A 12,172-nucleotide genomic window follows, 5' to 3' on the forward strand; every position below is an offset into this window, starting at 1 on the left:
TCCACCCGGCACTGCTCGCGCCTAGGACAGCTGCTCCGCCAGCTCCGCCGGGTCCGTCGTCGGGGCCGCGCAGACGAAGCCGCGGCAGACGTACGCGGCGGGACGGCCGTCGACCAGCGGCCGGTCGGCGAGCAGCGGGAGTTCGCCCGAACCGGGCGCCCCGGCCGCGACCACCGCCCCCGGCGCCGTGCCGAGCAGTGCCGTGCGGTGCAGGTCGCCCAGGACCTCGCCGACGACCGCCACCTCGCGGGGGCCGTCCAGCGCCGCCTCCGCGACGGCGAGGCCGTGGCCGATGAAGCGCGGGACGCGGGGGCCGAGCGCCTTGACGATGCCGAGCGCCCGCTCCGCCGCCGTGCGGTGCGGCTCGGCGCCGGTGTGCGCCGCGTACGACAGGAGCGCGCCCGCGGCGGCCGTCCACCCGGAGGGCGCCGCGTTGTCCGTGGGGTCCTGGGGACGCCGGATGAGCCGCTCGGCGTCCGCCGCCGTGTCGTACAGCGCGCCGCTCTCCGCGTCCACGAACTGCGCGAGGACGTGGTCGAGCAGGAAGCCCGCGAACTCCAGCCACACGCCCTCCCCCGTGACCGAGGCCAGCGCGAGGAAGCCCTCCGCCACGTCGGCGTAGTCCTCCAGGACACCCGCGTTGGCGCCGACCCGGCCGTCCTTGGAGGTGCGGGCCAGGCGCGCGCGGGCGTCCATGTGCAGCCGTACGAGCAGATCGCCCGTGCCGACGGCCGCCGCGATCAGGTCCGGGCGGTCGAAGTACGCGCCGACCTCGGCGAGCGCGGCGATCGCGAGGCCGTTCCAGGCGGCGACCACCTTGTCGTCGCGCCCCGGCGCGGGCCGCAGCGAGCGCGCCGCGAGCAGCCTCTCCCGTACCGAGGCGAGCCGCCCGGCATCCGCCAACGGACCCTCGGCAAGCGGCAGTTGAAGTACAGACGCGCCCTTCTCGAAGGTGCCCTCCCCGGTCACCCCGAAGCAGGCCGTCGCCAGCTCGGCGTCGGCCTCGCCGAGGACCTCCGTCAGCTGCGCGGGCGTCCAGACGTAGTACGCGCCCTCGACCTGCTCGCCCGTCGCCGGGTCCGCGCTGTCCGCGTCCAGCGCGGAGGCGAACCCGCCCTCGTTCGTGCGTAGTTCACGGACCATGAAGTCCGCGGTCTCCAGGGCGATCCGGCGCGCGAGCTCCGAGCCCGTGGCCCGCCACAGATGGGCGTAGGCGCGGCACAGCAGCGCGTTGTCGTACAGCATCTTCTCGAAGTGCGGCACGATCCACTCGCGGTCGACGGAGTAGCGGGCGAAGCCGCCGCCGAGCTGGTCGTAGATGCCGCCGCGCGCCATCCGCTCGCAGGTGTCGGCGGCCATCTGCAGCGCGCCCTCGGCGCCCGTGCGGGCGTAGTGCCGCAGCAGGAACTCGACCGTCATGGCCGGCGGGAACTTGGGGGCGCCGCCGAAGCCGCCGTGCGCGGCGTCGTAGTCGCGGGTCAGGCCGAGCAGCGCCTGCGCCAGCTCGTCCTCGCCGGGCTTCTCGTCGGCGCCGTGCGTCAGCTGCCGCTCCCCGAGGTCGCGCACGACCTTGCCCGCGACCTCGGCGACCTCGCCGCGCCGGTCCGTCCACGCCCGGTGGACGCCGTCGAGGACCTGCGGGAAGGACGGCATGCCGTGCCGGGGCTCGGGCGGGAAGTACGTGCCGAAGTAGAACGGCTCGGCGTCGGGCGTGAGGAAGACGGTCATGGGCCAACCGCCCTGCCCCGTCGCGGCCTGCACGGCCTCCATGTAAACGGCGTCGACGTCGGGCCGCTCCTCGCGGTCGACCTTGATGTTCACGAACTTCTCGTTCATGAGCGCGGCCGTCGCGTCGTCCTCGAAGGACTCGTGCGCCATGACGTGGCACCAGTGGCACGCCGAGTAGCCGACCGACAGCAGAACAGGTACATCGCGCCGTCGCGCTTCCTCGAACGCCTCCGGCGTCCACGGCCACCAATCGACCGGATTGTCAGCGTGCTGCAGCAGATAAGGCGAGGTCACACCAGCCAGCCGGTTCATGCGGGCCAGCCTCTCACAACGCCCGGCCCGACCGACGAAACCCTCACGGACCCGCCTCGCTCGGCTGAATTGAACTTGCGAGGCATCACGTGGTGGGCGGCTCCTTCCCTTTCGATTCGGGCGACCCGGCACCTCGGAACAGTAGGCTGGGCGCAGCGGAACCGGACCTGCCCAGGCTCCTCGAAGGAGGTACACCATGACCGCCGAGATGGTGGCGCCCGCGTGGATGCATTCGCAGATCAGCGCGGAGCAGTACGACTCCTGGTCCGAGGAGCAGTGCGCCGGCATCGAGATCGTGGACGGGATGGTCGTCGTGAGCCCGAGCGCCTCCAAACGGCACAACCGGCTGGCCCGGATCCTGGCCAATGCCCTTGACGCCGCCGCGGGCCCGGACTGGAACGCCGACACGGACTTCGACGTCCGCCTGCAGGACGTTCCGCTCACCAACCGCCGCCCGGACGTCATCGTCTACCGGGCGGAGACCATCGACCTCACGCCTACCCGCCCCGAGCACGTACTGCTGGTCGTCGAGGTCGTGTCGCCCGGTTCGGAGACCACGGACCGGATCGTGAAGGTGGACCAGTACGCCAAAGCCGGCATCCCCTTCTACTGGCGGGTCGAGCAGGCTGCCACTGGCGTCCCGATCGTCTACACCTACGTGCTCGATCCCGCCACCAAGGCGTACAGGGACGGCGAGATGTTCACCGGCACGGTGAAGACCCCCGCGCCTTTCTCCATCACCGTCGATCTTGGGGTCATGTAAGGACGGAGAGGTCTCCCCGCTTTCGACAGCTGACCGGCATTGCCCGGATAGTCATTGTTCGCGGACCGATCGGAACATTGCCCACCTCCGGGCCGGATACACCACCTGCGGATGCCAGGCCGACTCATAAGTGATCGCTTAGCCGTGCCCGCTCAGGAACTGATCAAGGTCACGTCAACGGAAGATCACACCAACCGGGGCAGCCACCTCCGAAACTGACCCACGCCCCGGCATCCGTCTTGCGGTTCATCGACATGAACGAGCCACGACTGCCCCGCTTCGCCATCGACGCCACGAGCGCGCCAGTCGCGGGCTGGAAAGCCGTGGCACTGCAGGCAGGCACGAGCTGGCACGTGCGACCACCAGCCGACCATCCATGCGCGCCACGACCATGAGGTCGAGCGGTGCGTCGATCCCAGAACCCTACTTCTTGTGCAAGTGACAGTAACTGAAGTACCTTGCGAGACATGCAAGATGACGCATGGTCACCACCTCCTGTACTACTGACAGTCGATCTCGTGATCCTGACGCTGCGCGACAGTCGTCTGCACGTCCTCCTGGTGGAGCGGGGCGAAGATCCCTTCCGGGGCATGCTCGCGCTGCCCGGAGGATTCCTGAGCCACGATGGCGAGGAGATCCTGGACGCCGCTCACCGCGAACTGCATGAGGAAACGGCCCTGGCCTCCGGCTGGGTGCACCTTGAACAGCTGGCCGTGTACGGAAGCTCGGGTCGCGACCCGCGGGGCCGAGTCGTCTCCGTAGCTCACCTGGCGATCGCACCGGGGCTGCCCGACCCTGTCGCAGGGACGGATGCCACTGATGCCGCATGGATTCCTGCAGAAGCCGTCCTGTCCGGCGAGGCGGCCCTCGCCTTCGACCACCATCGAATCGCCGCGGACGGGATCGAACGCGCGCGCACCAAGATCGAGTTCTCGGCACTGGCCACCGCGTTCTGCGGGGAGAGCTTCACCATCACAGAGCTGCAGCAGGTGTACGAGGCCGTCTGGGGCACCACACTCGACACCCGCAATTTCTACCGGAAGGTCCAGGCCGCGAAGGGATTCATCGTTCCCGTCGGCACGGACCGCAGAACCACGGGAGGACGGCCCGCACGGCTGTACCGGGCTGGCCCGAGAACCGTGCTGTTCCCACCGCTGATTCGACCTGCGCCATCTGCGACGGAAGAGAACACGAGAGGGGAAGAGGAGTAAATGCCGAAGGGCCCAGTGGTGATTCTCACCGCCCTCAATCTTGAATATCATTCCGTGCGCCAGAGGCTGGCGGATCTTCTGGTGCATCGACATGAGCGCGGTACCCGGTTCGAGGTGGGAACCGTACGGGGCACATCGTGCCGCGTCGCGCTCGGCCTGACGAACAAGGGGAACCATTCCGCCGCGGTGATCGCCGAACGTGCGATCCAGGAGTTCTCGCCGGTGGCCGTGCTGTTCGTCGGGGTCGCCGGTGCCCTGTGGGACGCCACCAGGCTGGGTGACGTGGTGATGGCGTCACACGTGTACGCCTATCACGGCGGAACCAGCGAGGACGACGGGCTCAAAGCCCGTCCCCGGGTGTGGGAAGCGCCGCACGGCATCAGCCAACTCGCTTCGCACCTGGCCCGTTTGAACGACTGGGCAGACCCCACACCCGGTCACGAGGACGGACCGCAGGTGCGTTTCGGGGCGATCGCCGCCGGCGAGATCGTCCAGAACTCGAGGATCTCCGCCGAGGCAAAGTGGATCCGAGAGCACTACAACGACGCGCTCGCCATCGAGATGGAGGCGGCCGGTGTGGCCCAGGCCGGCCATCTCAGCGGAGCGCCGGTGGCCATCGTCCGGGGGATCAGCGACCGGGCGGACGGCACGAAGAACAGTTCGGAGGACCGCAACTGGCAGCCGCGGGCCGCGGCGAACGCAGCGGCGTTCGCCATCCGGTTGGCAGTGGAACTGGTGGGCGAGCAGGAGGAGGTCGCAATGCTCCAGGACGACAGGGGCCGTTCGGCCGACCAGTTCTACAGGCACGTCAGCAACACCGTCCACAACAGTACCGTCGGCATCGTTGCCAGCTCAGTCACGGGCAGCAGTGTCCACATGAACACGGCCTCGAAGGCATCCGGCCCGACGGATCTGATCACGGAACTGAACGAATTCCGCGATCAGCTGGGGTGGCACCGCAACGAGGGCGCCCTCGACGAGGACAGCTACCGGGAAGCCCTGACTGATCTGGACTCCGCCCTCCGGTCTGCTGGGGAGCGCACCCCTGAATCGTCGAAGCGGACGGTCATGACCCTCAAGAGGCTGCGCGGACTGGTCGCGGAGTGCCCCGCGCTGGTGGCCACGTTGGCTCCCTTGGTTGCTACGGCCGGTGACCTGGCATGAGCCACAACGACGGTGCTGCGTACAGCTCGGCCGCGTACAACTCCACCATCGGGATCCAGGCCGAGACCGTACACGACTCCACCATCTACTTCGTCCACCCGGACGCCTCGCCGCAGGAGAAGTACCGGGTCGGCGTGCAGCTCCTGGAGGACGGCGTCCCCAGCCGGGCCCGCGAAATGATCACCGATGCGATCGTCCACGGGCATGACGGCACGGAAGTTCGCTTCCACTGGGTGCTCGCCATGCTCAGCGCACGCACCCACCACGACCTGACCACCGAAGAGGTCGAGCGGCTGCGCTACGCCTCCAGGCTCGTGCGGACCTACGCCGAGGACGAGTGGAAGCAAGCCCTGCGCGTCACGTTCGACCTGTTGGCGGTACTCAGCACCACCGGCAGCGAGACCGGCCCCGTGCTGAAGCGGCTACAGGACCTACCGCTCCGCCAGCACGACGCGATCCTCCGCCACCTCGACGTCATACTCACCGGTGGGCTGAAGGACGACCTGTGGGCCGAGACCCGTGGACGGGCCAGGGCGGAGCGCTTCGACAACGACCGGGTCCAGCGGGTCTGGGCCTACTTCGCACCCGCCCCCATCGGGGCGCGGGCCGTTCAGCCCCGCCCGAGCACCGCTGCCGCCGCCAGGGCGGCCCTCCCTGTCCGGGCGCTCCTGTTCGTCATCAGCAGTGCGCTCCTCTGGGTCCTGGCACTGATCGCGGACCCGGCCCAGGCGATCATCGAGTTACCGGCGGCACTCGGCGCGGGCCTGACCGCGGCGCGCCTCGGCGTCCGGTGGTGGGGCCGGGAGCCCAGGCCGGGCCTCACGGCGGAGGCCCACGTCCCGCACCTGCACGATCCCGCCTTCGCCGAGGACGGGTTCACCAAACGCGTCCGCCATTCGTTCGATCACTACTTCAGCATTCGCAGGCCCCACGGGTTCACCTCGGATGCCTGGCTCGCCCACACGGTTCAGATCCGCAGCAACCTCGCCGCCGAGATCGCGGACCTATACCGGGAGAGCCGAATCGGTGTGGAGCGGGTCGACTGGCTGATCCGGCACCTCGCCGAGGACGCCCGAAATCGCTACAACAACGGCACCCTGTTCGATCGACACCGCCAGGACCAGACTTCGGGCAGGACGAAGGCCCTGGCCGTGGCCGCCCTCGCCGTTCTCGGCATCGCGGCTCTGGCCGCGTTCGGCACGGCGGTCTCTGGTGCCGCCCAACCGCGGTCTCTGTGGGCGTTCCTGGCCGTGCTCGGTGCGGCTTGGTCCGGGCACGCGACGGCTTCCCGATGGCTGGAGGTCCGGCGTGAAGAGCGCCGGCTGGCCCGGGAGACTCAGGAGTACCTCGAGCAACTGACCGCACGACAGATCGCCTACCAGCGCTGGAAGTCGTTCCTGGATGAGAAGCGCCCCAGCGAACTGGAGATGGAGACCTGGCTCACCTGCGACAAGACTTCGTTCGTCGATGAGGCACTCCGGCACTACCGGCTCACCTGGCGCGACCTGATCACCCACACCATCCTGGTGGCCCCGGGGCCTTCCTACAAACGTGGCCGGGTCCGAGGCGGCCCATGGCGGTACTCGCACTACGTGTTCCGCCTGTTCCTGTTCACCCAGGACGGTATCCGCGAGATCAGCTCCGAGTTCAACTTCTCCGACGGAACACGCAGGAACGAGCAGCGGAGCAACTACCGGTTCGACGCACTGACCTCCGTGCAGGTGACGGAGAACGCCGACGTCGGTTACGACCTGGAGCTCTTCCTCACCAACGGACCGGCCAGGAAGATCCGCGTCAAGGACGCTGACGCCCATCAACTGGCGCCGACCGAGACTTCCCAGGAAATCTCCGAGATCAACCTCAGCGCGGCCGGCTCCACCCACACCTTCCGCCTCCTGGAGGGGATAGCGGCGGACGGGAAGAGCTGGATCGAACGGCACGGCCCCGACAGCCTGGCGCCCTTCCAGATCGCCAGCTGATCCTTAAATCGAGCATAGGGGTGCCTGTGACCTCCACGGATGACATCACCGAGAGCAAGATCCTGCTGGCCGAGTACGACCGCCTCAAGGAGGAACAGAAGACCCGCATAGGGTTCCGCGACAACCTGCTCTACTTCACGCTCGCCGCAGCCACCGCGGTCGTGGCGATCACTGCCCAGCGCGGACAGTTCCGACTGCTGCTATCCGTCCCCGCGATCTGTCTGATCCTGGGCTGGACCTATCTGGTCAACGACGAGAAGATCTCGGCGATCGGCTGCTACGTCCGCGACCGGTTGGGGCCACGCCTGGGGGAACTCACCTCCGCCCACGGCGCAGTGTTCGGCTGGGAGATCTACCACCGCAACGTCGCGGGCCGCACCATGCGCAAGCGGCTTCAGACTGCGGTGGATCTGTTCGCGTACCTGGTCCTGCCCATGGTCTGCACGACCGCGTTCTGGTGCTCTCCCGTCGTTCAGCCCGTGCTCATGCTCGCTTCCCTCGGTCAGACGCTCGCCCTGGCCGTACTGGGCTGGCAGTTCCTGCGCCGCACGGAGCGGTAGCACCAGGCCCTCGCCAGGCGCGCGTACGACATCTCCGCCCGCGGGGTGCGAGCCGAACTCCGCCGTACAGTCAACGAGCGCCCGGCTCGAGCCCGGGAGATTCGTCCAGGTCAGGGGTCCAGGTCCATCCGTCGGCCAGTTTGATGGGCAGCTTGGCCGAGCCGTACTTGGGCGCGTGGGCCGGGATGCAGCCGGAGCCGGTGGGCTGGGTGTGGGCGACAGCTTCCCCGGCGTACGGGTTCACCACCTACATAGCGGCCGCACTTCGCAGTGCAGTCGTCCTAGCCCTTGCGCGCAGGAAGCCAACACCGCCTTGGCAATCAGCAGCGCGTCCTCAAAGTCATGGGGTTTCCCCTGCCGCTGGGTGTCCTCCCTCATCGGACACTCCCACGTGCATCGGGCTGGCCAGGACTCTGGAGAACGTCGACATACCGGTCGGGTGCCACTCGATCGAATCGGCCCGTTGAACTTCGGCTCGGGCGAGCGTACTCAGGCCCCTTCCCCTATGTGCCCAATTTGCACTCCACGCACGATGACTATCCGAATTACCCCCTACTCGCTTCTCCAGTTCCCTGCCGAGCACGCTCGGCAGGGAACTGGACGAGCAGTCTGGTGCGCTCAGCTCTCGCTCGACGCGAAGGACTTCACTCCGGTCAGGGTCGGAACGTACGCCAGCGGGCTGGCGTCGGCCCCGGAGGCGCAACGGTCGGGCAGCTCATCAGTGTGTGCCGCAACGGAACAGCCATGGTCGATGCTGCCGGCAGTGACGTCGGCGTCGTCTCCGAAGTCCCGCGCGAGCTGATCGATCGTCTTGGGGCGAGGGTGCTGGGCCCCCCGGAGCTCAAACCACAGGCGTTCGTCCTTACAGTGGTCGAGCAACCAGGAACGCAGCGCTGATTCCTCACGCCTCGCCCATGGGTCCGACAGTCACCGCCGCTTGTACTCCGGACGTTCCACGAGGGCGATCGTATGCCCGGGCTCGATGGCGTCGACCCTGGCCTGCACGACGTCCCGGTAGGTGGTCGGCCAGTGGTTCGGGACGTCGGTGACCGGTGTAACTCCCTGATTCTCGAACCAGGACAGCCTCTGGAACCAGGACGACGAGGCCGTACCGTCGGCGACCTTGCGTGCCAGCACGATTTCGAAGGCACGCTCGCCCGGCGGGAGCGGCGGCAACTCGGCGCCGGGGACGGTGGTCAGACGAGTCCACTCATCAGCGGACAGCAGCCCGTAGGCGCCGTAGACGTCCCAGTCCAGTTCCTCCTGAAGTGCGGTCATCCGGTGACGTGCCGCCCGGCAAGGGGAGGCGTGAGAGGGAAGCTGCCGCGAAGAGGTAGGGCCGGGCACATTCTTGACCAGGCAGGGGGGTATCGAGCCCGTCGGCCCCTGTGGTGGCGTTGGCCTGCTTCAGCCAGAAACAGACCGCCGATGAGTTGAGAACCCCGAGAATTGCGAAGAGGTCGTTCACGGCTGTGGCTGAGTCGCGTACGCGACCGTGATCGCCGGCTTACGATCGTCGCCCAGCGCCTAGACCCTCCAGGTCCACCAAGGGCGGGACCGGGATGCATCCCTTGCACTCAGGAGGAGCCACCTGGCTCCAAGATCGCCATGATGGTGTCCCACTTCTCCTTGAACCAGGCGGGTGATGCGGCGAGCTGCTCCTGCACCAAGACATCGATCCTCACATCGAGTTCGTCACTGCTGGTGCCCATGGCGTCACGCCTGTTCGGCTCTTATGGGTTCAACAAGTTCACTGCCACCAGTGACCGCTCCTGTAGCCGACGCTCAGCAGCACCGGCACCCCGCGCTCGCGTGCCTCCTCGAAGGCCTCGGTCGACCAGGGCCACCAGTCGACGGGGTTGTCGGCGTGCTGGAGGAGGTAGGGGGACGTCTCATGGGCCAGTCGGTTCGGCATGTGCCCATCCTGCCCTGCCGCCGCGCGCACGCACGTGAGCCCGTCGCCCGGCGGCCCGGGGCGGGGCGGTGGCGGCCCCGCCGTTTCGGTGCCGGGGCGCCGCTACACCCGGCCGAGGCGGGTGAACAGCGCCCGGCGCGCCCAGCCGGTCCGGCGCAGGCCCGCCCGGACGCACCAGGCGGCCGCGCCCAGCGCGACCAGCAGCCCGCCGAGCGCGGTCGGCATCTCGTTCATCACGAGGACGCCGACCAGCACGACGACGAGTCCGTCGAACTGCCACACGAAGACCCGGAGTCCGGAGAGGTCGCCAAGCGGCGTGATGACGGGCAGCAGCAGTTCGACGGGCAGGTTCATCTTCATCTCGCGCAGGAACCTGGCGCCGAGCACGAGGACCACCGACCCCGCGGCGAGCAGCAGGGCCTCGGCCGCCCTGCCGTCCTCCAGTGGCCACCGGGTCGCGGCCGTGACCCCGCTCGCGAGGCTCACCGCGGCCACCACCGCGACGACCGGCCAGGCCAGGGTGCGCGCGAGCATCCCGCCCCACCACTCGCCGAACAGCGGGGCCAGGGTCAGCTCGTCGCGCAGGCCGCGCCAGGTCTCGCCGACCCACCCGGACCCCCAGTACACGGCGGCCGCGCCGACCACCCAGGAGAACGTCGCGAGCCGGGCGTCCGGCTCCGCGACGCCGAGCGTCAGGGCGGCGCCGCCGCCCAGCAGGAACGCCACGGCCGCGATCGCGCGGCCCCGCGTGCGCAGGGCGCGGACCGCCCCTTGCGCGAGGTGGCCGCGCAGGCGGCCGTCCGGGCGTACGAGAGCCGAGGTGAGCCCGCGCGGCTGCGGGCGGTACAGGTCGAGCGCGTGGTGGAGCGTGCCGGTCCAGGCGAAGGTCTGGGCCTCGGCGGCGCGCGCCGACTCGCGGGCCAGCCGGGCGAGATCGACCGTGCGGACCGACCGGAAGGCGGACCGGCCGAGCAGCACGGCCGCGACCGCGAGCACCCCCGCGACCAGCCACAGGCCGCCCCCGCCCAGGAGGGCGGAGCGGCCGAGCAGCGCCACGACGACGGCCGCGGCGGCCACGCCGGAGGCGAGCAGGAGGTTCTCCCGCACCTCCCTGACCTGGCCCCACAGCCACGCCACGGAGGCGACGGCGCCGATGCCCACCACGCCCGCCACGCCCGGCGGTACGAGCGCGCTGCCCGCGTCGTCGAACAGGTCGGTCACGAGGAACGTCGTCGTGCACACCGCGAGGAGCGTGCCGAGTCCCGCGTAGGCGAGACGGCGGCGGGCGATCGTGCCGAGGTAGTGCGTCGGGGACAGGTCCGTGGACATGAACACGTGCAGCAGGAACGGCTTGAGCACCAGCGGTCCCCAGAACCGGCCGGCCAGCTGGGCGCCCCAGACGACCGCCGCCGCGAACAGGCACACCACGGGCGTCGCCGCCTCGGCGGACTCCAGGGAGACGAGCGCCCGCGAGGTCCTCACCAGGTGGACGACCGGCGCCACATAGACGAAGGCGAGGATGGCGGTGAGGTAGATGGTGTACGCCCGGTCGTGCACCGTGGCGCGGTCGCCGCGGTGGGCGTACCGGTGGCGTACGGCGTGGACGCGCGCCCTGGGATCGGCCTCGACGGCGGTGATGCTGTCCGTCGTCATCCCAGCTCCATGACGCCGTCGCAGGCTTCCACCACGGCGGCCTCATGGGTGGCGACGAGGAACGAGGTGCCCTCCTCGGCGCGCTCGACGAGCAGTTCGGCGACGAGGTCGACGCGGTCGGTGTCGAGGTGCCGCTCGGGCTCGTCGAGCAGGACGACGTCGGCGGGGCGGACCAGGGTCAGGGCGAGGCTGAACAACTGGAGCTGGCCGGAGGAGAGCTGCGAGGGAAACCGCTCGCCCAAGGCGGAGAGGCCGAGCCGGTCGATGACCTCCTCGGCGCGCTCGGCGGTCGTCGTGGTGTTGCCGTACCAGGAGGCGGCCACGAGGGTCACCTGCTCGCGCAGCGTCATGTCGCGCGCGACGGGCACCGGTTCGACGAGCGAGGCCACGAGCCGCCGGTGCCGGGGCCGGGCCAGGTCGACGCGCTCGCCCTGCACCAGGACGGCACCGTCCGTCAGCCGCCGGCTCCCCAGGAAGGCCCGCAGGAGGGTCGTCTTGCCGGAGCCGTTGCTGCCGGTGAGGCACCAGAACTCGCCGGGCATCACCGCGAACGTCGTCGGCGCCAGCAGAGTGGTCCCGTCCAGGACGACCGTGGCGTCCTGCGCGGCGATCGCGGGCACCTCGCTCACGGGCGCTCCAGGACGACGAGCGTCTCCCGCGAGCGCGCGCCGTAGGGCTCTCCCGCGTACGACCCGTTGACGTCCGCCTCCTCCAGACCCGCGATCCGCGCCATCAGGCGGATCTCCGCGAGCGTAGCCCAGGTGGCCTTCTCGTGGAACGCGGTGGCTGACGGCGGATTCCGGAGGGTGTTATTCCGGCCTGCGCCGGAGCGGAAGGTCACCGATCCGCCGCCGCCCTCGCTTCCGGGCCCTGTACGCAGGACACTT

Annotated in this window: 10 protein-coding genes and 1 pseudogene; 5 read left to right on the forward strand and 6 right to left on the reverse strand. The window is 69.5% G+C overall.

The features are described from left to right. Positions 1-21: 21 nt before the first annotated feature. Positions 22-2,040, reverse strand: a complete 2,019-nt coding sequence (locus AB0L89_RS13490) for a thioredoxin domain-containing protein (protein WP_365139206.1) — start codon at positions 2,038-2,040, stop codon at positions 22-24. A gap of 196 nt (positions 2,041-2,236) precedes the next feature. On the opposite strand from AB0L89_RS13490, the gene AB0L89_RS13495 reads away from it, so the two are divergent. The 5 genes from AB0L89_RS13495 to AB0L89_RS13515 all read left to right on the forward strand — a co-directional run bounded on the left by AB0L89_RS13495 (position 2,237) and on the right by AB0L89_RS13515 (position 7,717). Beyond that, positions 2,237-2,803: a Uma2 family endonuclease gene (locus tag AB0L89_RS13495; RefSeq protein WP_365139209.1), complete on the forward strand. Its 567-nt coding sequence runs from the start codon at positions 2,237-2,239 to the stop codon at positions 2,801-2,803. 467 nt (positions 2,804-3,270) lie between these two features. After that, positions 3,271-4,014, forward strand: coding sequence for an NUDIX domain-containing protein (locus tag AB0L89_RS13500; protein ID WP_365139212.1), 744 nt, complete (start codon positions 3,271-3,273; stop codon positions 4,012-4,014). Next, positions 4,015-5,178, forward strand: a complete 1,164-nt coding sequence (locus AB0L89_RS13505; protein ID WP_365139215.1) for a 5'-methylthioadenosine/S-adenosylhomocysteine nucleosidase — start codon at positions 4,015-4,017, stop codon at positions 5,176-5,178. After that, positions 5,175-7,157 (forward strand): hypothetical protein, encoded by a 1,983-nt coding sequence (locus AB0L89_RS13510; RefSeq protein ID WP_365139218.1) that lies wholly within the window; start codon positions 5,175-5,177, stop codon positions 7,155-7,157. Before AB0L89_RS13505 ends, AB0L89_RS13510 begins: the two co-directional genes overlap by 4 nt. 26 nt (positions 7,158-7,183) lie before the next feature. Then, complete coding sequence (locus AB0L89_RS13515; protein WP_365139221.1) at positions 7,184-7,717, forward strand: hypothetical protein; 534 nt, start codon at positions 7,184-7,186, stop codon at positions 7,715-7,717. Positions 7,718-8,644: 927 nt separating this feature from the next. Here the strand turns inward: AB0L89_RS13515 and AB0L89_RS13520 are convergent. The 5 genes and pseudogenes from AB0L89_RS13520 to AB0L89_RS13540 all read right to left on the reverse strand — a co-directional run bounded on the left by AB0L89_RS13520 (position 8,645) and on the right by AB0L89_RS13540 (position 11,914). After that, entirely contained in the window at positions 8,645-8,995 is a 351-nt protein-coding gene (locus tag AB0L89_RS13520; protein ID WP_365139224.1) for a hypothetical protein, read from the reverse strand. A 299-nt stretch (positions 8,996-9,294) separates the two neighbouring features. Next, on the reverse strand, positions 9,295-9,429 hold the full coding sequence (locus AB0L89_RS13525) for a hypothetical protein (RefSeq protein WP_365139227.1): 135 nt from the start codon (positions 9,427-9,429) through the stop codon (positions 9,295-9,297). A gap of 47 nt (positions 9,430-9,476) precedes the next feature. After that, positions 9,477-9,632 (reverse strand): annotated as a pseudogene (locus AB0L89_RS13530) (DUF255 domain-containing protein); the annotation flags it as partial. A gap of 102 nt (positions 9,633-9,734) precedes the next feature. Continuing rightward, on the reverse strand, positions 9,735-11,285 hold the full coding sequence (locus AB0L89_RS13535; protein WP_365139230.1) for a hypothetical protein: 1,551 nt from the start codon (positions 11,283-11,285) through the stop codon (positions 9,735-9,737). After that, complete coding sequence (locus AB0L89_RS13540; protein WP_365139233.1) at positions 11,282-11,914, reverse strand: ATP-binding cassette domain-containing protein; 633 nt, start codon at positions 11,912-11,914, stop codon at positions 11,282-11,284. Before AB0L89_RS13540 ends, AB0L89_RS13535 begins: the two co-directional genes overlap by 4 nt. Between the last annotated feature and the right edge of the window lie 258 nt (positions 11,915-12,172).

The sequence above is a fragment of the Streptomyces sp. NPDC052114 genome (genome assembly GCF_040680155.1).
GTDB lineage: Bacteria > Actinomycetota > Actinomycetes > Streptomycetales > Streptomycetaceae > Streptomyces.

Excerpts from the sequence above, each read along its gene's own strand:
- AB0L89_RS13490 (WP_365139206.1), bottom strand. The coding sequence starts at position 2,040 with ATGAACCGGCTGGCTGGTGTGACCTCGCCTTATCTGCTGCAGCACGCT.
- AB0L89_RS13495 (WP_365139209.1), top strand. The coding sequence starts at position 2,237 with ATGACCGCCGAGATGGTGGCGCCCGCGTGGATGCATTCGCAGATCAGC.
- AB0L89_RS13500 (WP_365139212.1), top strand. The coding sequence starts at position 3,271 with ATGCAAGATGACGCATGGTCACCACCTCCTGTACTACTGACAGTCGAT.
- AB0L89_RS13505 (WP_365139215.1), top strand. The coding sequence starts at position 4,015 with ATGCCGAAGGGCCCAGTGGTGATTCTCACCGCCCTCAATCTTGAATAT.
- AB0L89_RS13510 (WP_365139218.1), top strand. The coding sequence starts at position 5,175 with ATGAGCCACAACGACGGTGCTGCGTACAGCTCGGCCGCGTACAACTCC.
- AB0L89_RS13520 (WP_365139224.1), bottom strand. The coding sequence starts at position 8,995 with ATGACCGCACTTCAGGAGGAACTGGACTGGGACGTCTACGGCGCCTAC.
- AB0L89_RS13525 (WP_365139227.1), bottom strand. The coding sequence starts at position 9,429 with ATGGGCACCAGCAGTGACGAACTCGATGTGAGGATCGATGTCTTGGTG.
- AB0L89_RS13535 (WP_365139230.1), bottom strand. The coding sequence starts at position 11,285 with ATGACGACGGACAGCATCACCGCCGTCGAGGCCGATCCCAGGGCGCGC.